Source organism: Pseudobutyrivibrio sp. 49 (genome assembly GCF_900100545.1).
Classification (GTDB): domain Bacteria; phylum Bacillota; class Clostridia; order Lachnospirales; family Lachnospiraceae; genus Pseudobutyrivibrio.
Map to the genome: position 1 here is coordinate 20,390 of NZ_FNDP01000022.1, position 26,881 is coordinate 47,270.

A 26,881-nucleotide genomic window follows, 5' to 3' on the forward strand; every position below is an offset into this window, starting at 1 on the left:
ATGCAACAGGTATTTGTTAATGAGCAGCCAGTTGATGGCAAATTTAATATTACAGGTCAGGATGCACACCATCTCACAAAGGTAGTACGTCTTCGTCCAGGAGAACGTATTCGTGTTTCCGTGGCAGACGGCGCCAATTACATTTGTGAGGTTTCGGATTATGTAGATAAGGATTTGGTAGCCACAGTTGTGGAGGAGGTTCCATCTACTGAGCTCCCAAATAAAATTTATTTGTTTCAAGCTCTTCCAAAGGGTGATAGAATGGAGACTATCATTGAAAAATGCGTGGAGCTTGGTGCCTACGAAATTATCCCAGTGGAGATGAAAAACTGCATCGTGAAGCTGGATGATAAAAAGAAGAAATCCAAAGTAGAGCGTTATCAGGCAATAGCCAAATCTGCGGCAGAACAGTCAAAGCGCTCTATCATCCCTAATATTCATTCCGTTATGACCTTCAAGGAGGCATTTGAATATGCCAAGTCTCTTGATGTGTTGTTACTTCCTTTTGAGAGTAAGAATGGAATGAAGGATACATATGACTGTCTTTCAGAATTAAAGAAAGGACAGAGCATTGGCGTATTTATTGGACCTGAAGGAGGCTTTGCTCCAAATGAGATAGAAATGGTTGAAGGAAGCGTTAAGCTGATTTCTTTGGGCCACCGAATACTTAGAACGGATACAGCAGCAATATGCTCACTCAGTATGTTGATGCTTAAATGTGAGGAATTTTAGAAATGATATATTTTGACAACTCAGCTACTACTAAATGCGATGAAGACGCAGTTGCTTTAATGAATAAATGCCTTTTAGAGGATTTTGGAAATCCTTCATCTCTCCACGGGATGGGAGCAAAAGGTAAGGATTATTTAAAAGAATCCAGAGAAATAATCGCTGGCATCTTAAAGGCTCAGCCAAAGGAAATTTATTTTACTTCAGGTGGTACTGAAAGTAATAACTTAGCTATAAAGGGCGGCGTTGCAGCAAAGAAACGTCGTGGCAATCACATCATCACTACAAAGATTGAGCACGCATCAGTGCTTAATCCAATCAAGTATCTTGAAAAGAAGGAAGGCTTTGAGGTTACTTATCTGGGAACAGACGAGTATGGTGTTATCAGACTTGATGAATTAAAGGCAGCTCTCCGTGAAGATACTATTTTTGTTTCTATTATGATGGTAAACAATGAGATTGGCGCCCTTCAGCCAATAGAGGAAGCATCTAAGATTATTAAGAGCTTCAATAAAGAAATCCTTTTCCATGTGGATGCTATTCAGGCTTTTGGAAAGCTCGCTATTCAGCCTAAGAAGATGGGTATTGATCTTCTTACAGTCAGCGGACATAAGATTCATGGACCTAAGGGCTCTGGATTTATATATATCAATGAGGCAATCTACAATATTATGGTTCCTCAGATTCTCGGCGGCGGTCATGAGAGAGGCATGCGTTCAGGTACAGAGAATGTTCCTGCTATTGCAGCTCTTGGTGTGGCAGCTAAAAAAGCCTACGAAAACCTTGACGAGAATCAAAAACGATTGTATGCTATGAGACATCGTCTGATCGAAGGAGTTTCTGCAATCGAGGGTGTATCTGTAAATGGTCATCTTGATGAGAACAGTGCTCCTCAGATTGTCAGTGTTTCTATCAAAGGAAACCGCACAAGAGCCCAGGTTATTTTAAATGCTCTTCAGGATAATTATGGTATATACGTATCAGCTGGTTCTGCATGTTCATCAAATAAGCCAGCAATCAGTGAGACATTAAAATCAATCGGACTTGAAAAAGATTTATTAGAGCGAACAATCCGTTTCAGCTTCTGCCCAGAAAATACAATGGAAGAAGTGGAGACAGCTATTAAAGCTCTTACAGAATTAGTACCAATGATGCAACTATAGTTTTTATACAAGAAAGGTTATTATGACATACCAGGCATTTTTAATTAAGTATTCAGAAATCGGTGTAAAGGGAAAGAATCGCTATATCTTTGAGGACGCCCTTGTACGCCAGATTAAGAGATCTCTTTATGAGGTTGATGGCAAATTTATCGTTAAGAAGCAGAGTGGTCGTATCTTCATCTCTGTTGAAGGCGATTATGATTATGATGAGGCTGTTAAGGCTCTTCAGCATGTATTTGGTATCAGCGCAATCTGTCCAACAGTAGTTGTTCCAGATGAGGGCTTTGATGCTCTTGCAGATGCTGTTGTTAAGTACGTTGAGGAAGAGTTCGAGGATAAGAACTTCAGCTTCAAGGTTATGGGACGTCGTGCAAATAAGCAGTATCCTATGACATCTATGGAGGTTGCTGCTGAGGTTGGAGCACGTCTTCTTGATGCATTCCCAGAGATGCATGTAGATGTACATAATCCAGATAAGATTATCTATGTAGAGGTTCGTGAGAATATTGCTATTTACTCTACAGAGATTCCGGGACCATGTGGAATGCCTGTTGGTACAGCAGGAAAAGCCATGCTTCTTCTTTCTGGTGGTATCGATTCACCAGTTGCTGGTTATATGATTTCAAAGCGTGGTGTTACACTTTCAGCTACATATTTTCATGCGCCACCTTATACATCAGAGCAGGCAAAGCAGAAGGTTGTTGACCTTGCAAAGCTTGTAGCAAAATATTCAGGTCCTATCGATTTACATATTGTCAACTTTACAGATATTCAGCTCTATATTTATCAGCAGTGCGCTCATGATGAGCTTACTATCATTATGCGTCGTTATATGATGAGAATAGCAGAACATTTTGCTAAGGAGAATGACTGCCTCGGACTTGTTACAGGCGAGTCTATTGGACAGGTAGCATCTCAGACAATGCAGTCACTTAACTGCACAAACGCTGTATGTTCACTTCCTGTTTACCGTCCACTTATCGCTTTTGATAAGCAGGATATTGTAGATATTTCAGAGAAGATTGATACATACGAGACTTCTATTTTGCCTTACGAGGATTGCTGTACAATTTTCGTAGCAAAGCATCCTGTTACAAAGCCAAAGCTTGAGGCTATTGAAAAGCACGAGCACAATCTTGACGAGAAGATTGATGAGCTTATGAAGCAGGCAATCGAGTCAGTAGAGATTATCAAAGTAAAATAAAGCAATAAAAAAGGCCAGACATAAGTCTGGTCTTTAGAATTACTTTTTTAAGGTAAAAAAGGATTAAACGATATAATCCTTTAATGTAGACATTACATCTTCTGCATCGCCATCAGCGTGAACAGTAAGATCGATTGGCTTAGAAAGATCAAGAGAGAAAATTCCCATGATAGACTTAGCATCAATCACATAACGTCCGCTAACAAGATCAAAGTCATAATCGAACTGGCTAATAGTATTTACAAATGACTTTACCTTGTCGATTGAATTAAGAGAAATTTGAACTGTTTTCATTTCCTTATGTGCCTCCTCCGTGAAAATATGTTTGAATACAGCTTTTATACTATAGCAATGGTGCCTAAAAGTCAACAAACTCTTAGATTTTTACATGATTCAGAAAGGTTTTTAATACAATGAAAAAAGCTGCTTTACACAACCTTGGTTGTAAGGTAAACGCATATGAGACAGAAGCCATGGAAGAGCTTCTCAAAAAAGACGGATTTACGATAGTAGGATTTGATGAAATTGCTGATGTGTATGTTATTAATACATGTTCAGTTACTAATATAGCTGACAGAAAATCTCGCCAGATGATTCATAAATGTAAAAAGCTCAACCCAGATGCATGCGTAGTTGCTGCTGGCTGTTATGTTCAGAACTTTGGTAACGAGGTAGCTGATGAGCTTGGTGCTGATATCATTCTTGGAAATAACAAAAAGAATGAGTTAGTTGATAGAATACATGATTATTTTGGAAATTTAGATTCTAACGACGGCCCAATTATGGACTGGATTGATATAAATGATGGCAACATTTCTTACGAGAACATGCATATCGAAAAGGATTCAGAGCACACCAGAGCCTTTGTTAAAGTTCAGGATGGTTGTAACCAGTTTTGTAGTTACTGCATCATTCCTTTTGCAAGAGGCCGAATCAGAAGCCGTGACATCGACGATGTTGTAGAAGAGGTTACAGGTCTTGCAGCAAATGGCTACAAGGAAGTTGTCATTACTGGTATTCACCTCAGCTCTTATGGAAGCGGCACAGATTATAATCTTGCTGATTTGTTGGAGGCTATTCAGAATATTGACGGCGTAGAACGTATTCGTCTTGGTTCTTTGGAGCCACAGATCGTTACAGAGAATTTCGCAAAGAGAGTTTCGGCTCTCTCCAAAATGTGTCCTCATTTTCATCTTTCTCTTCAGTCAGGTTGTGACTCTGTTCTAGTTCGAATGAACAGAAAATACACAATTGAAGAGTATACTAGGGGAGTAGAAATTCTTAGGAAGTATTTCGATAATCCAGCTATTACAACTGACATAATCGTAGGTTTCCCAGGTGAAACAGAAGAAGAATTTGATATTACAGCAAATTACGTTAAGGAAATAGCTTTTTATGAGCTTCACGTATTTGCGTATTCAAAGAGAAAAGGCACTAAGGCTGCTACAATGTCAGGTCAGCTTACAAATGCTGTAAAAAAGGAGAGAAGTGCAAAGCTTATCTCTATTGGAAATGAAACAACAGAGGCTTACAGAAAATCCTTTATCGGAAAAGACCTTGATATTCTCTTTGAGGAAAAAGCGGTAATTGATGGTAAGGAATACTTCATCGGATTCTCTCGTGAGTACATTAAATGTGCTATTTTAGCAGAGGATTCAAAGGACTATACAAACCAGATTTTAGTGGCAAAGGGTACTGTTTTATCAAAGGATAAGCAATACTTGATTGTTGAAATTTAAAGGTTTGTATATTACAATTAATTTGAAATAGTTTTTATTGTGGTACGGTTTTGAGAGACGAGGTAGATATGGCAGATTTAAGTAATACACAATACTTTAAGGTTCAGAAGGAAAATCCTGTTGGTGTAAAAGAGGTTCTCGAGCAGGTATATAGTGCACTTTCGGAGAAGGGCTATAATCCTGTGAATCAGATAGTGGGATATATTATGTCAGGAGACCCTACGTACATTACCAGTCACAATAATGCACGAAGTCTTATTATGAAAGTAGAACGTGATGAGCTCGTAGAGGAGCTTCTTAAGGAATATATAGCTAGTGAAAGCTGGAGTAAATAATGAGCAGGATTCTTGGTCTTGATTATGGGACGAAAACAGTTGGGGTCGCTATTAGTGACCCTTTACTTTTGACTGCGCAGGAATTTGAGACAATCACCCGTGAAAGAGCCAGTGCACTTCGACATACCTTAGTTAGAATCAAGGAAATCTGCGAAGAGTATCAGGTAGAAAAGATTGTATTAGGATATCCTCGTAATATGGACGACACTGAGGGGTTCCGCTGTGAAGATACCCTTGAATTTAAAAAGTTATTAGAAAAGAGAGTTACTATTCCGATAGAGCTCGTTGATGAGCGTCTCACTACCGTATATGCGGATGAGATTCTTGAGGAATCAGGCGTAGCGAAAAAGGACCGCAAGAAAGTAATCGACCAGATTGCTGCGGCGATAATTTTACAGGATTATTTGGATAATTATAGGAGTTAATTATGGAACCAATTTATTTGCCAGATGAAGATGGTAATCAGATTAAATTATTTGTTGTTGAGGAGACTCAGTTATCAGGCATCAAATATTTATTAGTATGTGAAAGCGACAATGAGGAGGAAGACTCAGACGCTTATATTTTAAAAGAGGTTTCAGTAGAAGGCGACGATGTTGTCTACGAGTTTGTAGAGGACGACGTTGAGTTTGATGCTGTAGCCAAGCTTTTTGATGAATTAGTTGGCGACGAAGCCGACCTTGAAATGTAATGAACGATTATTATTTGATTTGAAATAGGAGGTTATTTTTTTGAAGAAGAAAACTGAACAGAAGGCTGAAAGGCTGAAGATTATTCCACTTGGCGGTCTTGAGCAAATCGGCATGAATATTACTGCTTTCGAGTATGGAGACAGTATTATTGTTGTGGATTGCGGACTTTCATTTCCTGAGGATGATATGTTGGGCGTGGATCTGGTTATTCCAGATATATCATATCTGAAAGACAATCAGGATAAGCTAAAGGGATTCTTTATTACCCATGGTCACGAGGACCACATTGGGGCGATTCCTTATGTTTTTAAGGAGCTTAATGTATGCCCTATTTATTCAACTAAGCTTACTAATGGTCTTATCGAGCATAAGCTTGAGGAGCACAAGATGCTCACAAAGGTTAAGCGTAAGGTTGTTAAGTACGGCACTCATATCAATGCAGGTGAATTCAGAGTAGAGTTCATCCGTACAAATCATAGTATTCAAGATGCAGCTGCACTTGCTATTTATTCACCAGCAGGTATTGTTGTGCATACAGGCGATTTCAAGGTTGATTACACACCTGTTTACGGTGATCCAATCGACTTACAGCGTCTCGGTGAAATCGGCAAGAAGGGTGTTCTTGCGCTCATGTGTGACAGTACAAATGCTGAGCGCCCAGGCTTTACAGCTTCAGAAAAGACAGTTGGTAAGACTATCGATTCAATTTTTGCTGACAACACAACAAGCCGTATTATTATTGCTACTTTTGCATCTAACGTTGATCGTGTTCAGCAGATTATTAATTCGGCAGATAAATATGGACGTAAGGTTTGTGTGGAAGGCCGTTCAATGGTTAATACTATTGATACAGCCCAAAAGCTTGGATACCTTCACATTCCAGACAATACACTCATTGATATCGAATCACTTAAGGCATACCCAGATGAGAAGATTGTACTTGTTACAACAGGTTCTCAGGGTGAGTCTATGGCAGCTCTTTCAAGAATGGCAAATGGTACTCATAAGAAAGTACAGATCAAGCCAGGTGATATGATTGTATTTTCATCTCACCCAATTCCTGGTAATGAGAAGGCCGTTTCAAATGTTATTAACGATTTAACAATGCGTGGCGCACAGATTGTTATGCAGGATGTTCACGTTTCAGGACATGCCTGTGCAGAGGAGATTAAGCTTATTTATTCTCTTGTACGCCCACAGTTCTCTATTCCAGTCCATGGTGAGTTCAAGCATCTTACAGCTCAGGCTCGTATTGCTGAGTCCCTTGGTTGGGATCATGACCACATCAAGATTATCCGTTCAGGTGATGTGTTAGAGCTTGGAGATAATTACTCTAAGATTACAGGACATGTTCACACTGGAGCTATCATGGTTGATGGTATTGGTGTAGGTGATGTTGGAAACATCGTACTTCGTGACAGACAGAAGCTTGCTGAGGATGGAATCATTATCGTTGTTCTTACCTTAGACAGCGCATCAGGTACAGTTCTTGCTGGTCCTGATATTGTATCCCGCGGTTTCGTTTATGTTAGAGATTCTGAGGATCTTATGGAAAGTGCTCGTGCAGTCCTTGCAGAGACTATGGAGGTTCTTGAGGAAAAGAATATTACAGATTGGAACAAGATTAAGTCAGATATCAGAGACAATCTTTCTGATTTCGTATGGCATGAGACTCAGAGACGTCCAATGATTATTCCAATCATTATGGAAGTATAAAATGATAGTTGATGAGAGATATACCACTTATTTGAATAGCCTTTATCCAGAGCTTAGCCCTGTTTTAAAGGAGATTCAAAAAGAAGCAATAGAAACCTTCGTTCCAATTATTAGACCGGAGACCGTTAATTTACTTCAGCTTCTTGTTAAGATGAACAAACCAAAAAGAATCTTAGAGGTTGGAGCTGCCGTTGGTTTTTCTGCTAACGTAATTGCGGAAGCGGCAGGAGATGATGCTACTATTACCACCATCGAAAATTATGAGCCTCGCATTCCTATCGCAAATGCGAATTTTAAGAGAACAGGAAGAGACAAACAAATCACTCTTTTAGAGGGAGATGCCATGGAGATTCTTCCTACTCTTGAGGGACCATATGATTTCATTTTTATGGATGCGGCAAAAGGTCAGTACATTAATTTCTGGCCAGAGATTAAAAGACTTATAGCCTACGATGGTTTGATTGTTACTGATAATGTATTACAGGATGGGGATATAATTGAGTCCAGGTACGCTATTACAAGACGTAATCGTACTATACACAAGCGAATGAGAGATTATCTCTATGAGTTGACTCACGATGAAGGTTTTACTACTACGATTCTTCCTTTGGGAGATGGCGTTAGTATCAGCGTGAAAGGAAAGAAATGAGAAATACAGAATTATTAGTTCCTGCAAGCAGTCTTGAGGTACTTAAGGTTGCTGTTATTTACGGAGCAGATGCAGTTTTTATTGGTGGAGAAGTTTTTGGTCTTAGAGCTAAGGCAAAGAATTTTTCTAAGGAAGATATGATTGAGGGCGTAAAGTTTGCTCATGATCATGGTGTAAAGGTTCACGTTACTGTTAATATTTTGGCTCACAATAATGACCTTGAAGGCGTTAGAGAGTACTTAAAGGAACTTAAGGAAATTGGTCCTGATGCTCTTATTATTGCAGATCCAGCAATCTTTATGATGGCAAAAGAGATTTGTCCTGAAATCGAGCGTCATGTCAGCACACAGGCCAACAACACAAACTATGGTACCTATAAGTTCTGGTACGATTTAGGTGCATCAAGAGTTGTTTCAGCCAGAGAGCTTTCACTTGCCGAAATCAAAGAGATAAGAGCGAACATTCCTGATGATTTAGAGATTGAATCTTTCATTCATGGAGCAATGTGCATTTCGTATTCAGGCAGATGCCTTCTTTCAAACTATTTTACAGGTAGAGATGCAAATCAGGGTGCTTGCACACATCCTTGCAGATGGAAGTATGCTGTTGTTGAAGAGCAGCGTCCAGGAGAGTATTTCCCTGTATATGAGAATGAGAGAGGAACTTATATCTTCAATTCAAAGGACTTATGTATGATTGAGCATATTCCTGACTTAATTGATGCTGGTATCGACAGCTTTAAGATTGAAGGTCGTATGAAGACTGCTCTTTATGTTGCAACTGTTGCTCGTACATATCGTAAGGCGATTGATGATTACAAAGAATCACCTGAGAAATACGAGGCAAATATGGACTGGTACAAGGATCAGATTTCAGCCTGCACTTATCGTCAGTTTACAACAGGTTTCTATTATGGAAAACCATCTGAGGAATCTCAGATTTATGATAATAATACCTACAATATTGGATACACATATCTCGGTATCTGCGGAGCTCCTGATAGTGAGGGCTTTGTGGAGATTGAACAGAGAAATAAATTTTCAGTTGGCGAAACTATTGAAATTATGAAGCCAAACGGAGATAATGTAGAGGTAGAAGTATTAGGAATTAAGAATGAAGATGGTGAGGATATGGAGAGTTGTCCACATCCAAAGCAGAAGCTCTTTATTAAGCTTAGCACTACACCAGATGAGTTCGACATTCTTAGAAGAAAAGAAGAAGCATAAGTTAAAACAAGGAGAATACAATGGCAGAAAAATATGTTGCTTATGTGGGTACCTATACACACGAGACAAGCGTTGGTATCTATGTTTATGATGTAAATCCTGACACAGGATTGCTTACTGAGCAGAGCGTTGCTCCAATTAATAATCCTTCGGATATTATTAATTCTCATGATAATAAATTCCTTTATTCGATTGCAGATGAAGGTGTTGCAGCTTTCAAGATTCTTGAGAACGGTGACCTTGAGAAAATGAATCAGGAGTGGGTTGGAGGCATGCGTGGCTGCAATCTCTGCGTTGATTCTCAGAACAGATATTTATTCGTAGCAGGCTATCATGATGGTCGTGTTACAATGATGAAACTTAACGAGGATGGAAGCATTGGCGGTATCGCTGATGGTATTTTCCACCAGGGTATTGGTAAGTCAGTTGCTGACAGACCTTTATATCCACACTGTACATGCGTAGAGCTTACACCAGAGGAGAAGTACCTTTGCGTTGTTGAGAATGGTCTTCATCAGATCAAAATCTACGAGGTAGATTATGAGGAAGGCAAGCTTCGTCTTGCAGATATCGTTAGATGTCCAATGGGTTCAGCTCCACTTAAGATGAAGTTCTCTCATGATGGAAAGTATGCTTACGTTATCACAGAGATGTCAAACGAGATTCTCGTTTATGATTATCATATCATCGGAGATCGTCCTGATTTCGAGAACATCCAGACAGTATCATTACTTGTTGGTGTTGATGAGGAAATCTCTACAGGAACTAATGTTAAGTTTGGTGATGATGATAAATATTTATACGCCAGCGTAGATGGCCTTAATGCTGTTTGCATGTACGAGAGAAATGTTAGATCTGGAAAGATTGAATACTTCTCACACAACTTTATCAGTGGTGATTATCCAAAGAGCTTTGCAGTTCTTCCAAAGGACAAATATTTCGTTTCACTCAATCACGATACAAACGAAATCAGAAGCTTTACAATTGATAAAAAGACTGGTCATTCTCTCATGCAGAATCCACCAATCAAAATTGCTAAGCCAAACAGTATTATAGTTGTAAAGATTAAATAAGAGTGGTTCGGGGGCTGTTAAGCGCAGCCCCTTTCTTTACTATATAGGGTTTCTTTTTAGGAGGGCATCATTATGGCAGGTTCAACATTTGGTAATAGAATTTCAATCACTACTTGGGGAGAATCCCACGGAGCAGCTCTTGGAGTTGTTATAGATGGTTTTCCAGCTGGTCTTAAGCTTTGTGCTGCAGATATTCAGATGTATTTGGATAGAAGAAAGCCAGGGCAGTCAAAATTCACTACAGCACGTGCTGAAAGTGATGAGGTGGAGATTCTTTCGGGAGTATTTGAAGGTCGTACCACAGGCACTCCGATTTCGCTTATGGTTAGAAACAAAGATCAGCAGTCTAAGGATTACGGTGACATCGCTACTACTTACAGACCTGGTCATGCTGATTTTGGTTTCCATGAGAAATTTGGAAGAAGAGATTACCGAGGAGGCGGACGTTCCTCTGGAAGAGAAACTATTGGACGAGTTGCTGCAGGAGCAATTTGTGCAAAGCTTTTAAGAGAGCTTGGAATAGAAGTATTCGCATATACGAAATCAATTGGAGATATTGTTATTTCCGATTTTGAATTAGGCTATAGAGACCAGAATCCGCTTGCCATGCCAGATTCAAAGGCTGCGGATGAAGCTGCTGATTACCTGGCAGCATGTATGCTTAACAACGATAGTGCTGGTGGTGTTATCGAATGTGTTATCACAGGTGTTCCTGCCGGAATTGGAGACCCAGTATTTGAAAAGCTTGATGCAAAGCTTGCTCAGGCTGTTGTTTCAATCGGCGCTGTTAAGGGTGTTGAGATTGGTGATGGATTTAAGGCCTCCAAAAATGTCGGAAGTTTAAATAACGATGAGTTTGAATTAAACAATGAAAAGGTAGTTAAGGTTACTAATCACAGTGGCGGTATAATCGGTGGTATTTCCGATGGCGACGATATCATCTTAAGAGCCGCTATAAAGCCTACACCATCTATTTCTAAGACACAGCATACAGTTAATGAAGCTGGAGAAGAGGTAGACATTGAGATTCACGGTCGCCACGATCCTATAATTGTTCCTAGAGCAGTTGTAGTTGTTGAGGCAATGTGTGCGATTACAGTTTGTGATGCTTTGCTTAGTCATATGACTGACAGAGTTGATTATATTAAGGAGTTTTATAAGAGTTGAAGTACGAGTTATTAAAGACAGAGGGAAGAGCAAAAAGGGGACGTTTTCACACTGTTCATGGTGTTATTGAGACGCCTGTGTTTATGAACGTCGGAACAGTTGCAGCCATTAAGGGTGCTGTTTCTACAGATGATTTGCGTGAGATTAAATGTCAGGTTGAGCTTTCTAATACTTACCATCTTCATGTTAGAACTGGAGATAAGCTTATTAAGGAGCTTGGTGGTCTTCACAAGTTTATGAATTGGGATAGACCAATCCTTACTGATTCAGGCGGATTTCAGGTATTCTCTTTAGCAGGAATCAGAAAGATTAAGGAAGAGGGCGTTACCTTTAATTCTCATATTGATGGTCGCAAGATTTTCATGGGACCAGAGGAATCTATGCAGATTCAGTCTAATCTGGGTTCTACAATTGCTATGGCCTTTGATGAGTGTCCACCAGCACTTGCAGAACGTAAATACGTAGAGGATTCTGTTGCACGTACTACCAGATGGCTTTATCGTTGTAAGGAGGAGATGGCTCGTCTTAATAGTCTTGAGAACACAATCAATAAAGAGCAACTTCTTTTTGGTATTAATCAGGGTGCTGTTTTCAATGATATAAGAATTGAGCATGCGAAAATTATTTCTGAGCTTGATTTGCCTGGATATGCAGTTGGTGGCCTTGCTGTAGGTGAGAGTCATGAGCAGATGTATGATGTTTTGGATCACGTAGTACCTTACCTTCCTCAGAACAAGCCTACGTATCTCATGGGTGTTGGCACACCTGCAAACATTTTAGAGGCAGTAGACAGGGGCGTAGATTTCTTTGATTGTGTTTATCCTAGTCGTAATGGACGTCATGGTCATGTTTATACAAATCATGGCAAACTCAATCTTTTCAACCAGAAGTTTGAGAAGGATATGCGTCCAATCGAGGAAGGCTGTGGATGTCCTACTTGCCGTTCTTATTCAAGAGCCTATGTTCGTCATTTGCTTAAGGCAAAGGAAATGCTTGGAATGAGACTTTGTGTTCTCCACAATCTTTATTTCTACAACACAATGATGGAAGAGATAAGAGATGCCCTTGATGCAGGTGAGTTTGCTGCATATAAGAAACGTAAGCTTGATTCAATGGCTCAGGGAGAGAATTAATCTTAAAATTTCATTAAATAATCTTTTTTTCTTGCTTAACAAGGAAAATTTAGATAAAATTAATGTCAGTGATTTGTGGCACAGGCCATGTAGTAGGAGGATAACTTAATGAATAGTTCAATTAGCTTAATTATTTGGGTAGTGGTACTTTTCGTATTCATGTATTTCTTCATGATTCGCCCACAGCAGAAGGAGCAGAAGGAAAAGACTGCTATGATGTCATCTCTTGCAGTTGGCGATACAGTACTTACAACAAGCGGTTTTTACGGAGTAATCATTGCTATTCCTGATGACGCTACAGTAATCGTAGAGTTCGGAAGCAATAAGAACTGCCGTATTCCAATGACTAAGAACGCTATCGCACAGGTTGAGAAGCCTGAGGATGCTGTTAAGTCTACAGAGAAATAATTAATTAAAAATAAAAATAGGGATTTGGCTTTTGCCAAATCCCTATTTTTTATTCTTTCTTTTTATGTCTTAAGAATTCGGAGCCCTTCTCAAGCAAAGCTTTGGTTGAGGCAACAGGGTGTGTAAATTTTGCAATGTGACGGAACTGACCACGTTGAGTTTCCGTAGCATTGAGTACCCATTGTTTTACTGCTTCAGTAGACAGCTGTTCTTTTATTTCAGCTAGTTTTTCTGCGTTTAATTCTTTCTTCATAAGGGCTACCTCTTTTTTTACAGCAGCTTTTTCTATTCGAGCAATTTTTGATTCTTCTAAGTTTGTCTGTAGTGCAGCAACTCTTTCAGCCATCTGACTGTTGATTTGCTCGTTTATTCGTTCGAAATCCTTGGCGAAAGTGGTAAGGGCCGATATTGTTAGAGCCATATCCATACCGAAGATAAACATGAATATCAGGGCTAATAGCTCAATTACAACGGAAGGAATTAAGGCTATAAGTTCAACTATTGGTGGTACTATGAGTTGTGTTACCAGAATTCCCGCAAAACCAAAACAAAGAGTGAAAACAAGGCAAACTCGTCCGTTTATATTTAAAGGAAAATCTGAATAATCCCACCATCTGGCGTGGAATCTTTTTTCCAAAACGTATGAAGTTCCATATTCCAGGAAAAAGGAACCAACGGCACAGCCTATAAAAATCGTGACATATGATGGTTTGCACGAGGTGCAATGTATAGGTAAATCTAAAAATAGAATCTGAGCGAGAGTGGCGCCTACACCATATAATGGAATGCAAGGCCCATAAAGAAAGCCTCTGTTTTCCCAAGACTTTTCATGAATGGTACAGTAACATGTTTCGTATATCCAACCTAAGAAACTATATATTATGAAATATAGAAAATATCTGCAGATAATCATTATTCTGTCCCTCCGATACTTTAGTATAAGATAAGTGAGTAGAAAATTAAAGAATAATAGGGATTGTTCATAGTTATTTACGATTTTAATGCTAAAATATAATTACCTATAGATATGTAGTTTTATGGGTGGTGGTTTTTATGTTAGGTATTAATTCTGTTGGGCAAAATCAATATCTAAATGGCCCATCTTTGGATTTATCTAATTATGGTTCCTCAAAGGTTGCAGACGAATTAAAGGCCGAAGGTAAAAGCACAGACTTAGCAAAGAATTATGCATCTGAGCGTGCAGCTAAAAGAGCCGGGGTTATTGTATGTGAGACCTGTGCCAGCCGAAAGTATCAGGATGGCAGTGATGAGCAGGTTTCTTTTAAGTCTGCCCAGCATATATCTCCACAGGCAGCGGCTGCCAGAGTCAGAGGCCACGAGGCAGAGCATGTAAGCAATGCTTATGACAAGGCTAAAGAGAAGGGTGGAAAGGTACTCAATGCGACTGTATCCATCCATACTGCAGTATGTCCAGAGTGTGGCAGGACATACGTATCAGGCGGAACAACACATACTCAGATTAAGTATCCTAATGAGGAAAATCCATATCAGAAAAACAGAAAAAATGCAGATGGCGGATTGCTTGCAGGAATGAATTTCGACGCAGAGGTTTAATGGGAGTCTTTTTTTATAAAAGTGTGTATTAACTATTGAAAATAATAGGGTTCCTGTGATATACTTCATTTGTTGCGTGAAGCGTAACACTTTTTCTATTAGGAGGAAATTATGCAAGCATTAAAGTATGTTCTTATTATATTATTAATCGTCATTTGTGTGGCACTTACAGTTATCATTCTTTTCCAGGAGGGCAAGCAGAACGGACTTGGTTCTTTATCAGGCCAGCAGTTCGATTCATACTGGAGCCGTAACAAGGGTCGTTCACGCGAGGGCTTATTAGTTAAGCTTACAAGCGTATGTGTTATCCTTTTCTTCGTGCTTTCTGCTGTTCTTAATATTGGTAGCTTCTAGGATTAAGATTTTAATTGCCACCCGTATGGGTGGCTTTTCTAGTTATAAGAGTTTTATTTAGGAGGAATATGAAAGATTTCGATAAACAGAGACATTTTTTAATGGACGTCTTTAAAAGTCCGGCTTATATACCTATGAAAAAGAAGGATCTTGAGATTCTTTTGGATGTAGAGAAGAACAAAAGGGCTGAATTTGCTGAGGTACTTCAGGATTTAGTTGATGATGGACAGGTAGAGATTACCAAGAGAGGCAAATATCAGATCCCAGAGAATCGCCCTAAGTTCATTAAGACAAAGGATCATAGGTCAAAGAAGTCAACAAAGGCTGAGACTGCCACTAAGAAACAGTCTCTTAATCAGGTGGCAAAGCGTGCAAATCGACCATCAGATGATAATATTGAGCCTGATATTATCGGAAGATTTATTTCCCATAAGGATGGCTTCGGCTTCATCGAGGTGGAGGGTCAGGAAGAAGATTACTTCGTCGGCAGAGATAACACAGGCTTCGCTATGCAGGATGATATAGTCGCGGCTGTTCTTACTTTTGGAGCACCAGGTAAGCGTCAGGAGGCCCGCGTTGTAAGAATTATCACTCATGGTTTTTCTGATGTGGTTGGTACTTACGAAGACAGCGGTACTTTTGGTTTTGTTGTTGCGGACAGCCAGAAGATGCTTAGAGATATATTTATTCCATCAGGCAAGAGTATGGGTGCCGTATCTGGACATAAGGTAGTATGTCATATAGATGATTATGGCGATGACGAGCACAAGCCAGAGGGTCACATCACAGAGATTCTTGGTCACAAGAATGATCCGGGCGTAGACATCCTTTCAATCGTAAAGGCTTTTGGTATCACTACAGAGTTCCCAGACAAGGTTATCAAGCAGGCATCCACTGTAGCAAAGCCTGTTTCTGAGGCTGATATGGCAGGCAGAAATGATATTAGAGATTTGTGTGTTGTCACTATTGATGGAGAGGACACAAAGGATATAGATGACGGTGTTTCTCTTGTTATGGACGGGGATAATTATGTCCTTGGCGTACATATTGCAGATGTTACTAACTATGTTCAGGAGTCTTCAGCACTTGATGTTGAGGCTTTGAAGCGCGGTACTTCTGTATATCTTGCAGATAGAGTTATACCTATGCTTCCTCACACCTTATCAAACGGTATGTGCTCCCTTAACGAGGGCGAGGATCGTCTTGCACTTTCCTGCATCATGACTTTTGATAAGAAGGGAAATCTTGTGGATCACGAGATTTGCGAATCTGTAATCCACAGTAATCACCGCATGACATATACAAGCGTTTATGCCATAATGACTGGTGATGCTGAAGAGCGTGAAAAGTACGCGGATGTAGCGGAGATGATTGATAATATGTATGAGCTTTCAAAGATTCTTCGTGCTAAGCATAAGAAGAGAGGCTCTATCGATTTCGATTTTCCAGAGACACACATTCTTATTGATGAGAATGGCAAGGTGGTTGGTCTTGCTCCTTACGAGAGAAATGATGCCCATAAGCTTATAGAAGATTTCATGCTTGCAGCTAATGAAACAGTTGCAGAGCATTTCAATCTTATGGAATCTCCTTTTGTATATCGTGTTCATGGAGCGCCTGATCCAGAAAAGATGCAGACCTTGGGTAAGTTCCTTGGAGCCTGTGGTTATTCTCTTAAGGGTAATAAGGACAGTATCCATCCAAAGGAAATTCAGAAGATGCTTGATTCCTTGAAGGGGCATGAGGATGAAGCAGTCATTACAAAGATGACTCTTCGCAGTATGCAACAGGCAAAATATGATACAGAGTGCAAGGGACACTTTGGTCTTGCTGCTCAGTATTATTGTCATTTCACTTCGCCTATACGTAGATATCCTGATTTACAGATTCACAGAATCATTAAGGATCATTTGCGTGGACGTATGAACGAACGTAAGCTTTCTCACTACGAATCAATCTTGCCAGAGGTAGCTCTCGAGACTAGCAAGCTTGAGCGCAGAGCAGAAGATTGCGAGCGTGAGGTAGATAAGCTTAAGATGGTTCAGTACATGAAGGAATTCATCGGACAGCAGTTTGAGGGAAGCATTTCTTCAATCACTGGTTGGGGAATGTATGTAGAGCTTGAGAATACTGTGGAGGGACTTGTACACGTATCTACACTCTACGATGACCATTATGAGTTTGTGGAGGAAAATCTTACACTTGTTGGCGAGCGTACAGGACGTACCTTCAAGCTTGGTCAGCCTGTCACTGTAGTTCTCGATAGCGTAGACGAGCAGGCTCGTACGATAGATTTTATACTAGAAGAGTTTCAGAGGTTTTAGTCATGAATAAAGAAGGCAGAAAGTTAATAGCTAATAATAAAAAGGCTTATCATGAGTATTTTATGGAAGAGGAATATGAAGCAGGTATTGAGCTTCACGGAACAGAAGTAAAGTCCATGAGAATGGGTCAGTGCTCCATTAAAGAAGCCTTTGTAAGAATCGATAATGGTGAAATGTTTATCTACCAGATGCATGTTAATCCATATGAGAAGGGAAATATCTTCAACAGAGATCCCCTTCGTCCAAGAAAGCTTCTTTTACACAAGTCAGAGATTAACAGGCTTCTTAGCAAAATAAAGGAAAGCGGTTATACAATCGTTCCTTTGGAGGTTTATCTTAATAACGGCCTTGTAAAGGTTAAGATTGCGTTGGCAAAAGGTAAAAAGCTTTATGATAAGAGAGCTGATATCCAGAAGAAGGATATGAAGAGGGAAGCAGAAAGAGACTTTAAGATAAGGAATTTAGGATAATGAAAATTGTACTTGCATCGGGATCACCACGTAGAAAAGAATTATTATCACAGGCTGGTATTGAGTTTGTTGTAGATCCAGCAGATATTGATGAGGTTACAGAGGAGACACTTCCAGCAAAGGTTGTTGAGAACCTGAGCCGACAGAAGGCTCTTGCAGTAGCAAAAAAGCATCAGGGAGAGACAGTACTTGCTGCTGATACAGTTGTTGCTTTTGACGATAAAATCCTTGGTAAGCCAAAGGATGAAGAGGATGCTTTCAGAATGCTTACAGAGCTTTCAGGAAGAGCGCATCAGGTATATACAGGAGTTACTATTGTGGAAGCCAATGGAGAGGTTAAGACTTTCTCTGAGTGTACAGAAGTAACAATGTATGAGAACTCTTCAGAGGCTATTAGAAGCTACATCGCATCAAAGGAGCCTATGGATAAGGCTGGTGCTTATGGAATCCAGGGCTTAGGTGCAGTATTGATTAAGGGCATTGAGGGAGACTACAACAATGTTGTAGGATTACCGCTTGCGAAAGTATACAGAGTACTATATAATTTGTAGTGCACGTTAGATTGCGGGCTAGTCATGGTTTCGACATAGTGATGTTAAAAGCAGAATGAAATGAATGCTTTTAATATCAGAAACCTGTATAGTCATTTATTTAGTTTTTGGGCTAGTCATGGTTTCGACAGGGGTCATGCAGCGGAAGAAGCGAGTCCCACGGCGATGGGTTAAATGGCCAAACTTAAAATTAAACGCTAACGATAATTTAGCATACGCTGCCTAGTTGCGGCAGTCTGACCTAGAGCACCTACACTTTAGGACCCAGACTTCGACTCTGTAGGAAACGACGTTATCAAAGCTTTGAGATGGCGGGCGTATCATGAAGCTACTAAAGCATAAATCCTGTTTGTGGGAGTTATGTGGAGGGAATGTAAAAATACAAACTACACTCGTAGAAGGGCCGGGAATTGGCTTTTGGACACGGGTTCGACTCCCGTCTAGTCCACTAAAATCAATCCAATCGAAGTATTGAACTTCGGTTGGATTTTTTTATTTGGACAATAGTTACGAAAAGTTTGTTCTGAATTGTTTATGATACTTATCAATGATAAACTTTTTGTATCGGTATTGGGGAGATGGAGTATATTGTTATGAGTAATAATTTTAGAAATAGAAATATGTCTGAGGACGAGCGTAGAGCATATCGCAGACGCAAGAAGTTGATTCGTAGAATTCAGGTTTATTCTGAAATGGCTTTGATAGCTATTGCAATAATAGTTACAGGCTGTCTTATTATTTCCCATATAAAAGGAAAAGATGATGGTACTTTAAAGGTTGCTGCCGAGGAAAAGGTTGTGGCAGAGGCTGAAACCTCTGAGGAAAAGGCTACAGGTCTAAAAGTATCTGCAAAAGCTTCTGAGGAACCAAAAGAGGAAGAAACAAAGGAAATAGAAGAGGAAGAGGCACCAAAGGCTGGCAATTATTCTGCAAAGGAATCTGAGGAAACAGTTCAGATTGGCGGAGATGTTGTCAGTGAATCTGCAGTGTTGATTAACAATAAAACAAAGACAATAGTAGCTACCAGAAATGCTACTGAAAAGATTGTTCCTGCATCCATGACAAAGGTTATGACTGTTCTTGTAGCAGCTAATCATATTTCACCTGAAAAGCTTGATGAGAAGATCGTTATGAGCCATGAGGCGATTGACTATTCATATGCAGGAGGTGGCTCCACATCGGGCTTTGTTGAGGATGAAGAAGTTACAGTAAGAGATTTGTTCTATGGAACAATTCTTCCATCCGGTGGTGATGCTGCAGCTCAGCTTGCAATCTACGTTGCAGGTGATATCGACAGCTTTGTTAAAATGATGAATGAAGAGTGTAAAGCTCTTGGTATTAGTGAAACTACACATTTCACAAATCCTGTAGGGTTCCATAGCAAGGAGCACTATAGCACCCCTTATGATATAGCAATTATTATGATGGCTGCCCTTGATAATGAGGTTTGCAAGGAAGTCGTTACCACTAAGGTTTACAATTCTACAGCTACAAACGTTAATCCAGAAGGAATCACCATTTCTAACTGGTTCTTGCGTAGAATAGAGGATAAGGAATTTGGTGGTGAGATAGAGGGTGCCAAGACTGGATATGTAGATGAATCGGGAAGCTGTGCAGTAAGCTCCATGATATCAGAAAGCGGTACAGAATATATATGCTGCACCGCTCACTCAAGCTCCTCATGGAGATGTATCTATGATCATGTAGATATTTATAAAACTTACGCTAAATAAAATCCGCCAGTTACAGTAACAAGCATTAGTATTTCTACACTCAGCTGAAGAAAGCTTCGTTTAAGAAATCTAATAGCTTGTTACTTACTGGCTTATTATATATCCAGGATTTTTGAAAAGCTATCTACGTACGCTATTGGATTGAACTGCTGAAGTACATCCATATCACGGAAACCATAGGTGCAAAGCACGTAATCAAGCCCTGCATTTTCTGCTGTGGCTGCATCTACTTCGGAATCACCCACATAGAGTACTTTTGACTTATCACTGATTCCGAGCTTTTTCAAAGCGATTTCGATTGGCTCTGGATCAGGCTTTCTTTTGTGGATGCCATCATCGCCTACCACGATAGTGATGTTTGGCGCGAAAAAATCATCAATTAATGAATCACTGGCTGTCTGACCTTTATTGGTTACGATAGCCATTTTTTTGCCCATTTCTACAAGCTTTCCGGTGGTTTCCATAACACCATCGTAAGGCTTTGTCTTAATGAGATTATGGCAGTTATAGTATTCAATGAATTCTTTAAGGAATTCTTCAAAATGTTCATAATTAGCTCCCTCAGGAAGAGCACGTTCCACGAGCTTTCTAAGGCCATTGCCTACAAATCTTCGAACGTCATCTATAGAATGGGTAGGAAAACCATATTTTGCCAGCATATAATTAATGCTATCAGTCAAATCTTCCAGAGTATATAAAAGTGTTCCGTCCAAATCGAATAATATTGCTTCGTATTTCATGTTTAGCTCCTATAAAAATGTTTTGATTTCTAATCCTCAGTTATAGTTGAATTTATGGGATTTGTAAAGAGTGGTAGTATAATTAATGGACAAATAGTTGTTATTTTGTTTGAATTATACATGTGGTTTTGTTATCATTTTTTTATATTAGTTTTTGCGGAGAAATGCTATGAATATTATTATACGTGATGCTGTTGAAGCTGATGCTAAGGCTATTCATGATATTTACGGATATTATGCTGAAAACACAGCAGTTACTTTTACAGAACAGAATCCCTCTGTGGAGGAATACAGACAGAGTATTATTGATACGAAGAAGGCGTATCCTTACATAGTAGCCTGTGATGAGTCTGGTAAGGTGCTTGGCATGGCATATGGCGGACAGGTTAGACATCACGATGCATATAAGTTTTCTGTAGAGACTACTATTTACGTTTCAAAGGACGCGCCAAAGCGTCAGGGAATCGGCAGCAAATTATATACAGCTCTTGAGGAAAGACTCTCCGCAATGGGCTACAAATTCATGTACGGTGTTATTACTGATGACAACGAACCAAGTATCGCTCTGCACAAGGCTCTTGGTTTCGAGGAGGTCGGCCATTTCAAAGATATTGGCTATAAATTTGGACAATGGAAGGGAATAGTGTGGTATCGCAAGCAGATAGGTTCTCTTGATGATATGACACTTAGAATATAAGATGAGAAAAGCAATCAGATATTTTTTAATATCTATTATTTCGATAATAGTGACACTAATAGCGGTGGGTGTTATTTACATAGTGATTGATACTAAGGGCCGCATTCAGGTGGACAAGGTAGAAGAGGGACAGACTTATTCTTCTGCCGAGGTGGAGGCTCTTGTTGATGAGGCAAAGGAAGAGGGAAGGATTTCTGTTCTTGATTCTTTGAGAGAATCTCTTGAAAACGGAAATACGATAATTTCTGTTTTAAAATCTTTCTATCCTGAATATATCGTTGTAGCTGCAAATCAAAAGTACAACTTTGTTCCAATTAATGAGGAGCTTACAAAGAGTGCCTTTAACATTGATAATCTTGTTGAGGATGAGGAGACTGGACGATACAGCTATGTAGAAGATGGTAAGGTTACTTCTAAGTTTGGTATAGATGTTTCCTCTCATCAGGGAGATATCGATTGGCAGGCTGTAGCTGAGGATGGCGTTGAGTTTGCTTTTATCCGTGCAGTTTACCGTGGTTATGGCACAGGAAAGCTTGTTGTAGATGAGAAATGCATCGAAAACATCGAGGGCGCTCAGGCCGCCGGAATCGATGTTGGTGTTTACGTATTCTCACAGGCTATTTCAAAGGATGAGGTTTTAGAAGAAGCTTCTACAGTAATAGATCTGCTAAAAGGATATGAGCTTCAGCTTCCAATCGTATTTGATGTGGAAAAGGTAAGCGACAGCGAGGCCCGCACAAATACACTTTCTGTTGAAGACAGAACAAATCTTACCATCGGATTCCTTAATTCAATCAAGAATGCTGGATATGATGGAATGATTTACCATAACACTGAGATGGGCGCTATGCTTATCGATTTGACACAGCTTACAGAGTATCCAAAGTGGTTTGCAGGATACAACAAAGAATTTTACTGGCCATATGAATATCAGCTTTGGCAGTATTCAGAAAAAGGTTCAGTTAAGGGAATCAAAGGTAATGTAGATTTAGACCTTTGGTTACAATAAGAGGAGGATATGGAAAAATGCAATTTGAAACATTACAAAAAGACATGGTTGCAGCAATGAAGGCTAGAGACAAGGCTAGAAAAGATGCTATTTCTTCACTTGTATCTGATGTTAAGAAGGCAGCCATTGATGCTGGAACAAGAGATAACATTGCGGACGAATTGGTAGATCAGGTTATTCTCAAGTCATTAAAGACAGCAAAGGAACAGCTTGATACATGTCCAGCTGAGAGAACAGATTTAAAGGACGAGTATCAGTTTAGATATGATGTTATTAAAGAATATGCGCCTGCAATGATGAGCGATGATGAGATTCGTGCATTCCTTCAGGAAAAATTCGCAGATGTTATAGCATCTAAGAATAAGGGCGCTATCATGAAAGAGGTAATGCCTGCTTTAAAGGGAAAGGCTGATGGAAAAGCAATCAATATGATTGTTGCTGAACTTTGTAAATAATTATTTGTTTAATTTGCTCTATATCAGTATTGTTCAAAATACCGATATGGGGCTTTTTTAATGTACAGAAAAACGATATAGTTGATTAAGAGCATTTTGTTGGAGACTATGAGCAGAAAACAGTTCTGCTAGTGTACAAAGATAAATATCATTACACAGGATGGGAGACAGATCCTGGATTGGAAATATACAACCATCGCAAGAAGCTATAGAAAAGGTTGCTAATAAGGATATAGGATTAAAGATTATGTCAATTACATTAACACAATTGTCACCAGATGACCGTGAGCAATTTATATTAGATAATCAGGAGGCGTTTAATTATGGCGCCCTAGAAGAGTTTGGCCGTAGGGATGATCATTTCGAAGAGAATGAACAAATCATATCGAGGGAGACCATAGAGCAATCTATTGATGGCGGAGAGGCTTATCGTATTATGGATGATGGCAAACCTGTTGGAGGAGTTATTATCAAGGTCGATGGAGCTAGAGGAGATTTAGATATTCTTTTTACATTGCCAAAGGAACATAGCAAGGGTGTGGGTTATGCTGCCTGGTGTGAGGTAGAGAAGCTTCATCCAGAGGTAAAGGTATGGGAGACAGTGACTCCATATTTTGAGACTAGAAACATCCATTTCTATGTGAACCGATGTGGATTTCATATTGTTGAGTTTTACAATAAGTTTCATCCAGATCCAAACGACCCTGATGGGGAACATATGGATTTGGATGACCAGTTCCCAGATGGGATGTTTAGGTTCGAGAAGGTTATGGGAGAATAAGATTTATGGATTTAAATTCTCTTGAAAATATAAGTATTAAACGTGTGATAGAACGTGGCACTGCAAAGATATTAGAGCAGAATGAAAATTGCATTTTAGTTTATGACGAAGTTAGTAAAGCGCTTATGCTAGATTGTGTTAATATCGATGAAGCAGAGAGGGTACTTGAGGCAAATGATGTTGAAAATCAGGAGGCCTTTCTTTTAGAGAAGCCACAATGGATGATTTCCCATTTATTTCATCAGAGTATGACCTGATATCAGAAGATGAATGAAGCATCACTCAAGTTGCAGGAGAGCATGGGACTTACAAGATCTGAGAATACGGTGCTTTGGATGTGGCGATAAATGAGCTTTATGCAAAGGATTGATCTATGGAAATACTTCTTGTTATTGATATGCAACAAAAGTATATGGATAAATATGATTCAGAACTACTTGACCATGTCAATATGCGTATTCATGAGGCTATGGTCGCAGAAATACCAGTAGTCTATGTTAGAAATGTAGGTAAACCGGAGACCGAAAAGAATTATGTCCTGGCCGAAGGACTGGATATTGTATCCGAATTCGTATTTACGAAAAGATGTCCAAGTGCTTTTTCATCTGTGGAGTTTGTTGATTTCATAGAACGGATGAAGGTTGATATCATCAATATGGTTGGTATTGATGGTAGATGCTGTGTGGCTAAAAGTGTTTTGGATGCGAAGCAAAGAGGTTATGAGGTGAGGCTATATCTGGATTCTGTGGCAGCTACTAATGATAAGTTTTATTTAAAAGAGATTCCTGACATGCAGGAGGTTGGAATAGAGATAATATCTGATTATACATAGCATAAAAGTCATTGCTATTAACCTACTAAAGGAGTATGCTTTTAGAAAAAGAAGAGAAGGGGGATAATACAAATGATTTCAAGAGATGAGGCCTTCGACTTATTGAAAAAATACAACAAGGATTCTTTTCATATTCAACACGCATTAACCGTTGAAGCTGTTATGAAATGGTATGCAAATGAACTTGGTTATGCAGATGAAAAGGAATATTGGGGAATTGTTGGACTTTTACATGATATAGATTTTGAATTGTATCCAGATGAACATTGTTTAAAAGCTCCAGAATTATTAAAAGAGGGCGGTGTGAGTGATGATATTATTCATGCAGTATGTTCACACGGATACGGTATTACTGTTGGTTGCGGAGAAACTATAGATGTAGAGCCAATAAGAGAGATGGAAAAAGTACTCTTTGCAGCTGATGAGTTGACAGGACTTATTTGGGCGGCGGCTCTGATGCGACCATCTAAGAGTACTAAAGATATGGAACTAAAATCTCTTAAGAAGAAATATAAAAGCAAAGGATTTGCTGCAGGATGTTCACGAGAGGTTATAGAACGTGGTGCAAATCAGCTTGGCTGGGAGCTTAATGACTTGTTAGATAAAACATTGCAAGCGATGGCAGCTAGTGAGGATACAATTAACAAGGAAATGTTAGCGGGGTAAAGGCCTATGAAATCAATCCTTATTAAAGATACAACACGAGAGGAGCGCGAGGAGATTATAAAAGCATCTCTTGATTGTGGGGGCGGATGTGAAAACTGTTCTTCTTGTTGGCTTGGTGGCGGTAGTCCGTGGGATATTTATCAGGACTATATAGATGGAAAACGTGAAATTAGTGATATTAATAAGGATTATATGTCTATATACCGTCAGGATAGGCAAATAAAATAGGTATATTTATGAAAGAAGCTCCAGATATTATAAATTCAACCGAACAAGAACGGCGCGATTATATAAAGCAAAGATTTCCATGTATTGCAGATTGCGATATGTGTGGGCTTTGTAAAGTATTTCATGGAAAAGATGCAGAAACAGCTTATGACGATTACATCTCAGGGGTACGGACGTTTTTTGATGTATCAGCGGATTATAAAAGATGATTTGCGAACGATTTGCGAATATTCCAATTGACAATTGATAATCTATAAGTTATCATAACTTTAGATAACGAATAAGTTATCATTAGGAAGAGGAATAAATATTGCACGAATTAACGCAAATAAAGTGAATGATTATATTCAATCATTAGCAACCTATGGTACATATATAGGAGAACCTGTTTGTAAGCATCTTGACGGAGAAATATGGGAATTAAGACCGCTAAGTAATAGAATTTTATTTGCAGCATTGGTAAATGGCAAGTTTATTTTATTACACCAGTTTCCTAAGAAAACACAAAAGACACCAAAGCGCGAGATAGAGCAAGCAAAGCGAGAGCTGGCGGATTATTTGGAAAGGAATGAACAGATATGAGTAAAACATGGAATGAAGTAAGAAGTGAATTGTTCACACCTGAAGAAATTGCGGAAAGTGATTTAAGGGTTGCTCTTATGGGTGAGTTAATTAAAGCTCGTAAGGAACAAGGAATATCTCAGCGTAAATTAGAAGAACTAAGCGGTGTTAAGCAGCCTGTTATAGCAAGAATCGAAAATGGAACCAGCAATCCGCAGCTTGAAACAATAATTAAGTTGTTGGCAGCCTTGGGCAAGACTCTAGCTGTTGTACCTATGAAATAGTGTGGATAGAATAATGTATATGGAAAAGACTACTGTAAAAAAACAGTAGTCTCAGAGTGTAGACAAAGTGTCGCGGCTTCCGCCGCGACATTTTCTTTTTAATAAGGAGGAACTGGAGTCTGCGGACTCCAGTTCTTTCATTTTTAGATTATCCAAATCCTTAGAAAGCCTTGATTTTACAAGCGTTCTAGTTACTTTTTTGGTATAATAATACTATCAAAACAAGGGGTTAGAATAATGATTACAGAACAGAATGAGAAGGCAAGAAAGCAGATTGAATTTGTATGTACTGATGACTTGGTTCCTCAAGATCATCTTCTTAGGATTATAGATAAAGCTATTGATTGGTCTTTTATTTATGATTTAGTCAGAGATAAATATTCTCCT

At 39.3% G+C, this 26,881-nt stretch carries 33 protein-coding genes, 1 other RNA gene and 1 pseudogene; 32 read left to right on the forward strand and 3 right to left on the reverse strand.

What is annotated here, in order from left to right:
• The 3 genes from BLP54_RS13670 to thiI are packed head-to-tail and all read left to right on the forward strand — an operon-like array spanning position 1 to position 3,096.
• Entirely contained in the window at positions 1-732 is a 732-nt protein-coding gene (locus BLP54_RS13670) for an RsmE family RNA methyltransferase (RefSeq protein ID WP_090170607.1), read from the forward strand.
• Between the two features lie 2 nt (positions 733-734).
• Positions 735-1,892: a cysteine desulfurase family protein gene (locus tag BLP54_RS13675; protein ID WP_090170608.1), complete on the forward strand. Its 1,158-nt coding sequence runs from the start codon at positions 735-737 to the stop codon at positions 1,890-1,892.
• Between the two features lie 22 nt (positions 1,893-1,914).
• Positions 1,915-3,096, forward strand: coding sequence for a tRNA uracil 4-sulfurtransferase ThiI (gene thiI / locus BLP54_RS13680; RefSeq protein ID WP_090170610.1), 1,182 nt, complete (start codon positions 1,915-1,917; stop codon positions 3,094-3,096).
• 63 nt (positions 3,097-3,159) lie between these two features.
• Here thiI and BLP54_RS13685 read toward each other — a convergent pair whose 3' ends face one another.
• Positions 3,160-3,390, reverse strand: coding sequence for an HPr family phosphocarrier protein (locus BLP54_RS13685; RefSeq protein WP_015549566.1), 231 nt, complete (start codon positions 3,388-3,390; stop codon positions 3,160-3,162).
• A gap of 119 nt (positions 3,391-3,509) precedes the next feature.
• On the opposite strand from BLP54_RS13685, the gene mtaB reads away from it, so the two are divergent.
• The 11 genes from mtaB (at position 3,510) to yajC (ending at position 13,234) form a co-directional block, all read left to right on the forward strand.
• Positions 3,510-4,835, forward strand: a complete 1,326-nt coding sequence (gene mtaB / locus BLP54_RS13690) for a tRNA (N(6)-L-threonylcarbamoyladenosine(37)-C(2))-methylthiotransferase MtaB (RefSeq protein ID WP_090170612.1) — start codon at positions 3,510-3,512, stop codon at positions 4,833-4,835.
• 68 nt (positions 4,836-4,903) lie between these two features.
• Positions 4,904-5,170, forward strand: coding sequence for an IreB family regulatory phosphoprotein (locus BLP54_RS13695; protein ID WP_090170614.1), 267 nt, complete (start codon positions 4,904-4,906; stop codon positions 5,168-5,170).
• A complete protein-coding gene (gene ruvX, locus BLP54_RS13700) occupies positions 5,170-5,595 on the forward strand; it encodes a Holliday junction resolvase RuvX (RefSeq protein WP_090170617.1) in 426 nt (141 codons plus the stop codon). Before BLP54_RS13695 ends, ruvX begins: the two co-directional genes overlap by 1 nt.
• Positions 5,596-5,597: 2 nt before the next feature.
• Positions 5,598-5,861: a DUF1292 domain-containing protein gene (locus tag BLP54_RS13705; protein WP_090170625.1), complete on the forward strand. Its 264-nt coding sequence runs from the start codon at positions 5,598-5,600 to the stop codon at positions 5,859-5,861.
• Between the two features lie 40 nt (positions 5,862-5,901).
• The gene (locus BLP54_RS13710; protein WP_090170628.1) at positions 5,902-7,578 is read left to right on the forward strand and encodes a ribonuclease J; all 1,677 of its coding nucleotides are present in this window, start codon (positions 5,902-5,904) and stop codon (positions 7,576-7,578) included.
• A 1-nt stretch (position 7,579) separates the two neighbouring features.
• The gene (locus BLP54_RS13715) at positions 7,580-8,227 is read left to right on the forward strand and encodes an O-methyltransferase (RefSeq protein WP_090170630.1); all 648 of its coding nucleotides are present in this window, start codon (positions 7,580-7,582) and stop codon (positions 8,225-8,227) included.
• Positions 8,224-9,453 (forward strand): peptidase U32 family protein, encoded by a 1,230-nt coding sequence (locus BLP54_RS13720; protein WP_090170632.1) that lies wholly within the window; start codon positions 8,224-8,226, stop codon positions 9,451-9,453. Before BLP54_RS13715 ends, BLP54_RS13720 begins: the two co-directional genes overlap by 4 nt.
• Positions 9,454-9,473: 20 nt before the next feature.
• A complete protein-coding gene (locus tag BLP54_RS13725) occupies positions 9,474-10,526 on the forward strand; it encodes a lactonase family protein (RefSeq protein ID WP_090170633.1) in 1,053 nt (350 codons plus the stop codon).
• Positions 10,527-10,598: 72 nt separating this feature from the next.
• A complete protein-coding gene (aroC, locus tag BLP54_RS13730; RefSeq protein ID WP_090170637.1) occupies positions 10,599-11,693 on the forward strand; it encodes a chorismate synthase in 1,095 nt (364 codons plus the stop codon).
• A complete protein-coding gene (gene tgt, locus BLP54_RS13735) occupies positions 11,690-12,826 on the forward strand; it encodes a tRNA guanosine(34) transglycosylase Tgt (RefSeq protein ID WP_090170638.1) in 1,137 nt (378 codons plus the stop codon). The genes aroC and tgt overlap by 4 nt, the downstream gene beginning before the upstream one ends.
• A 108-nt stretch (positions 12,827-12,934) precedes the next feature.
• The gene (gene yajC, locus BLP54_RS13740) at positions 12,935-13,234 is read left to right on the forward strand and encodes a preprotein translocase subunit YajC (protein WP_090170641.1); all 300 of its coding nucleotides are present in this window, start codon (positions 12,935-12,937) and stop codon (positions 13,232-13,234) included.
• A 49-nt stretch (positions 13,235-13,283) separates the two neighbouring features.
• Here the strand turns inward: yajC and BLP54_RS13745 are convergent, their stop codons facing one another.
• Positions 13,284-14,147, reverse strand: a complete 864-nt coding sequence (locus tag BLP54_RS13745) for a putative ABC transporter permease (protein WP_090170644.1) — start codon at positions 14,145-14,147, stop codon at positions 13,284-13,286.
• Between the two features lie 140 nt (positions 14,148-14,287).
• Between BLP54_RS13745 and BLP54_RS13750 the strand changes: the two genes are divergently transcribed.
• From BLP54_RS13750 to BLP54_RS13780, 7 genes are all read left to right on the forward strand, one after another.
• The gene (locus BLP54_RS13750; protein ID WP_090170646.1) at positions 14,288-14,809 is read left to right on the forward strand and encodes a hypothetical protein; all 522 of its coding nucleotides are present in this window, start codon (positions 14,288-14,290) and stop codon (positions 14,807-14,809) included.
• Positions 14,810-14,920: 111 nt separating this feature from the next.
• Entirely contained in the window at positions 14,921-15,163 is a 243-nt protein-coding gene (gene secG, locus BLP54_RS13755; RefSeq protein ID WP_015549579.1) for a preprotein translocase subunit SecG, read from the forward strand.
• A gap of 68 nt (positions 15,164-15,231) precedes the next feature.
• The gene (rnr, locus tag BLP54_RS13760; RefSeq protein WP_090170649.1) at positions 15,232-17,487 is read left to right on the forward strand and encodes a ribonuclease R; all 2,256 of its coding nucleotides are present in this window, start codon (positions 15,232-15,234) and stop codon (positions 17,485-17,487) included.
• Positions 17,488-17,489: 2 nt separating this feature from the next.
• Entirely contained in the window at positions 17,490-17,957 is a 468-nt protein-coding gene (gene smpB, locus BLP54_RS13765) for an SsrA-binding protein SmpB (protein ID WP_028247901.1), read from the forward strand.
• Entirely contained in the window at positions 17,954-18,508 is a 555-nt protein-coding gene (locus BLP54_RS13770) for a Maf family protein (RefSeq protein ID WP_090170652.1), read from the forward strand. The genes smpB and BLP54_RS13770 overlap by 4 nt, the downstream gene beginning before the upstream one ends.
• Before the next feature lie 109 nt (positions 18,509-18,617).
• Positions 18,618-18,959, forward strand: a transfer-messenger RNA (tmRNA) gene (gene ssrA / locus BLP54_RS13775).
• Positions 18,960-19,101: 142 nt separating this feature from the next.
• Positions 19,102-20,241, forward strand: a complete 1,140-nt coding sequence (locus BLP54_RS13780; protein WP_176754576.1) for a D-alanyl-D-alanine carboxypeptidase family protein — start codon at positions 19,102-19,104, stop codon at positions 20,239-20,241.
• Positions 20,242-20,336: 95 nt separating this feature from the next.
• Here BLP54_RS13780 and BLP54_RS13785 read toward each other — a convergent pair whose 3' ends face one another.
• Positions 20,337-20,981 carry an HAD family hydrolase gene (locus BLP54_RS13785; protein WP_090170658.1) on the reverse strand — a complete coding sequence of 215 codons (645 nt, stop codon included), beginning with the start codon at positions 20,979-20,981 and terminating at the stop codon, positions 20,337-20,339.
• Positions 20,982-21,150: 169 nt separating this feature from the next.
• Here BLP54_RS13785 and BLP54_RS13790 point away from each other — a divergent pair, with 169 nt between their 5' ends.
• The 11 genes and pseudogenes from BLP54_RS13790 to BLP54_RS15695 form a co-directional block, all read left to right on the forward strand.
• The gene (locus BLP54_RS13790) at positions 21,151-21,678 is read left to right on the forward strand and encodes a GNAT family N-acetyltransferase (RefSeq protein WP_090170661.1); all 528 of its coding nucleotides are present in this window, start codon (positions 21,151-21,153) and stop codon (positions 21,676-21,678) included.
• Between the two features lie 82 nt (positions 21,679-21,760).
• Positions 21,761-22,687, forward strand: a complete 927-nt coding sequence (locus BLP54_RS13795; RefSeq protein WP_176754577.1) for a glycoside hydrolase family 25 protein — start codon at positions 21,761-21,763, stop codon at positions 22,685-22,687.
• A gap of 17 nt (positions 22,688-22,704) precedes the next feature.
• Positions 22,705-23,142, forward strand: a complete 438-nt coding sequence (locus BLP54_RS13800; RefSeq protein ID WP_090170667.1) for a GatB/YqeY domain-containing protein — start codon at positions 22,705-22,707, stop codon at positions 23,140-23,142.
• 247 nt (positions 23,143-23,389) lie between these two features.
• Positions 23,390-23,923, forward strand: coding sequence for a GNAT family N-acetyltransferase (locus BLP54_RS13805; protein ID WP_090170682.1), 534 nt, complete (start codon positions 23,390-23,392; stop codon positions 23,921-23,923).
• 5 nt (positions 23,924-23,928) lie between these two features.
• Complete coding sequence (locus BLP54_RS13810; protein ID WP_090170671.1) at positions 23,929-24,180, forward strand: hypothetical protein; 252 nt, start codon at positions 23,929-23,931, stop codon at positions 24,178-24,180.
• A gap of 116 nt (positions 24,181-24,296) precedes the next feature.
• A complete protein-coding gene (locus BLP54_RS13815; protein ID WP_090170674.1) occupies positions 24,297-24,755 on the forward strand; it encodes an isochorismatase family protein in 459 nt (152 codons plus the stop codon).
• Between the two features lie 72 nt (positions 24,756-24,827).
• Entirely contained in the window at positions 24,828-25,421 is a 594-nt protein-coding gene (locus BLP54_RS13820; RefSeq protein ID WP_330386171.1) for an HD domain-containing protein, read from the forward strand.
• Positions 25,422-25,427: 6 nt separating this feature from the next.
• Complete coding sequence (locus tag BLP54_RS13825; protein WP_072912303.1) at positions 25,428-25,649, forward strand: hypothetical protein; 222 nt, start codon at positions 25,428-25,430, stop codon at positions 25,647-25,649.
• Between the two features lie 333 nt (positions 25,650-25,982).
• A complete protein-coding gene (locus BLP54_RS16365; RefSeq protein WP_242870715.1) occupies positions 25,983-26,231 on the forward strand; it encodes a type II toxin-antitoxin system RelE/ParE family toxin in 249 nt (82 codons plus the stop codon).
• Positions 26,228-26,494, forward strand: coding sequence for a helix-turn-helix domain-containing protein (locus BLP54_RS13840; protein WP_072912308.1), 267 nt, complete (start codon positions 26,228-26,230; stop codon positions 26,492-26,494). The genes BLP54_RS16365 and BLP54_RS13840 overlap by 4 nt, the downstream gene beginning before the upstream one ends.
• Before the next feature lie 237 nt (positions 26,495-26,731).
• Positions 26,732-26,881: pseudogene (locus tag BLP54_RS15695) on the forward strand (IS5/IS1182 family transposase); the annotation flags it as partial.

What these genes read in the sequence shown, in the direction of transcription:
- BLP54_RS13670 (WP_090170607.1), top strand. Translation starts at nt 1, where the DNA reads ATGCAACAGGTATTTGTTAATGAGCAGCCAGTTGATGGCAAATTTAAT.
- BLP54_RS13745 (WP_090170644.1), bottom strand. Translation starts at nt 14,147, where the DNA reads ATGATTATCTGCAGATATTTTCTATATTTCATAATATATAGTTTCTTA.
- BLP54_RS13780 (WP_176754576.1), top strand. Translation starts at nt 19,102, where the DNA reads ATGAGTAATAATTTTAGAAATAGAAATATGTCTGAGGACGAGCGTAGA.
- BLP54_RS13805 (WP_090170682.1), top strand. Translation starts at nt 23,390, where the DNA reads ATGTCAATTACATTAACACAATTGTCACCAGATGACCGTGAGCAATTT.
- yajC (WP_090170641.1), top strand. Translation starts at nt 12,935, where the DNA reads ATGAATAGTTCAATTAGCTTAATTATTTGGGTAGTGGTACTTTTCGTA.
- ruvX (WP_090170617.1), top strand. Translation starts at nt 5,170, where the DNA reads ATGAGCAGGATTCTTGGTCTTGATTATGGGACGAAAACAGTTGGGGTC.
- BLP54_RS13840 (WP_072912308.1), top strand. Translation starts at nt 26,228, where the DNA reads ATGAGTAAAACATGGAATGAAGTAAGAAGTGAATTGTTCACACCTGAA.
- BLP54_RS13815 (WP_090170674.1), top strand. Translation starts at nt 24,297, where the DNA reads ATGGAAATACTTCTTGTTATTGATATGCAACAAAAGTATATGGATAAA.
- BLP54_RS13750 (WP_090170646.1), top strand. Translation starts at nt 14,288, where the DNA reads ATGTTAGGTATTAATTCTGTTGGGCAAAATCAATATCTAAATGGCCCA.
- BLP54_RS13825 (WP_072912303.1), top strand. Translation starts at nt 25,428, where the DNA reads ATGAAATCAATCCTTATTAAAGATACAACACGAGAGGAGCGCGAGGAG.
- BLP54_RS13705 (WP_090170625.1), top strand. Translation starts at nt 5,598, where the DNA reads ATGGAACCAATTTATTTGCCAGATGAAGATGGTAATCAGATTAAATTA.
- BLP54_RS13820 (WP_330386171.1), top strand. Translation starts at nt 24,828, where the DNA reads ATGATTTCAAGAGATGAGGCCTTCGACTTATTGAAAAAATACAACAAG.
- secG (WP_015549579.1), top strand. Translation starts at nt 14,921, where the DNA reads ATGCAAGCATTAAAGTATGTTCTTATTATATTATTAATCGTCATTTGT.
- mtaB (WP_090170612.1), top strand. Translation starts at nt 3,510, where the DNA reads ATGAAAAAAGCTGCTTTACACAACCTTGGTTGTAAGGTAAACGCATAT.
- rnr (WP_090170649.1), top strand. Translation starts at nt 15,232, where the DNA reads ATGAAAGATTTCGATAAACAGAGACATTTTTTAATGGACGTCTTTAAA.
- BLP54_RS13715 (WP_090170630.1), top strand. Translation starts at nt 7,580, where the DNA reads ATGATAGTTGATGAGAGATATACCACTTATTTGAATAGCCTTTATCCA.
- BLP54_RS13785 (WP_090170658.1), bottom strand. Translation starts at nt 20,981, where the DNA reads ATGAAATACGAAGCAATATTATTCGATTTGGACGGAACACTTTTATAT.
- aroC (WP_090170637.1), top strand. Translation starts at nt 10,599, where the DNA reads ATGGCAGGTTCAACATTTGGTAATAGAATTTCAATCACTACTTGGGGA.
- BLP54_RS13695 (WP_090170614.1), top strand. Translation starts at nt 4,904, where the DNA reads ATGGCAGATTTAAGTAATACACAATACTTTAAGGTTCAGAAGGAAAAT.
- BLP54_RS13720 (WP_090170632.1), top strand. Translation starts at nt 8,224, where the DNA reads ATGAGAAATACAGAATTATTAGTTCCTGCAAGCAGTCTTGAGGTACTT.
- BLP54_RS13800 (WP_090170667.1), top strand. Translation starts at nt 22,705, where the DNA reads ATGCAATTTGAAACATTACAAAAAGACATGGTTGCAGCAATGAAGGCT.
- BLP54_RS13810 (WP_090170671.1), top strand. Translation starts at nt 23,929, where the DNA reads ATGGATTTAAATTCTCTTGAAAATATAAGTATTAAACGTGTGATAGAA.
- BLP54_RS13685 (WP_015549566.1), bottom strand. Translation starts at nt 3,390, where the DNA reads ATGAAAACAGTTCAAATTTCTCTTAATTCAATCGACAAGGTAAAGTCA.
- BLP54_RS13790 (WP_090170661.1), top strand. Translation starts at nt 21,151, where the DNA reads ATGAATATTATTATACGTGATGCTGTTGAAGCTGATGCTAAGGCTATT.
- thiI (WP_090170610.1), top strand. Translation starts at nt 1,915, where the DNA reads ATGACATACCAGGCATTTTTAATTAAGTATTCAGAAATCGGTGTAAAG.
- BLP54_RS13675 (WP_090170608.1), top strand. Translation starts at nt 735, where the DNA reads ATGATATATTTTGACAACTCAGCTACTACTAAATGCGATGAAGACGCA.
- BLP54_RS13725 (WP_090170633.1), top strand. Translation starts at nt 9,474, where the DNA reads ATGGCAGAAAAATATGTTGCTTATGTGGGTACCTATACACACGAGACA.
- smpB (WP_028247901.1), top strand. Translation starts at nt 17,490, where the DNA reads ATGAATAAAGAAGGCAGAAAGTTAATAGCTAATAATAAAAAGGCTTAT.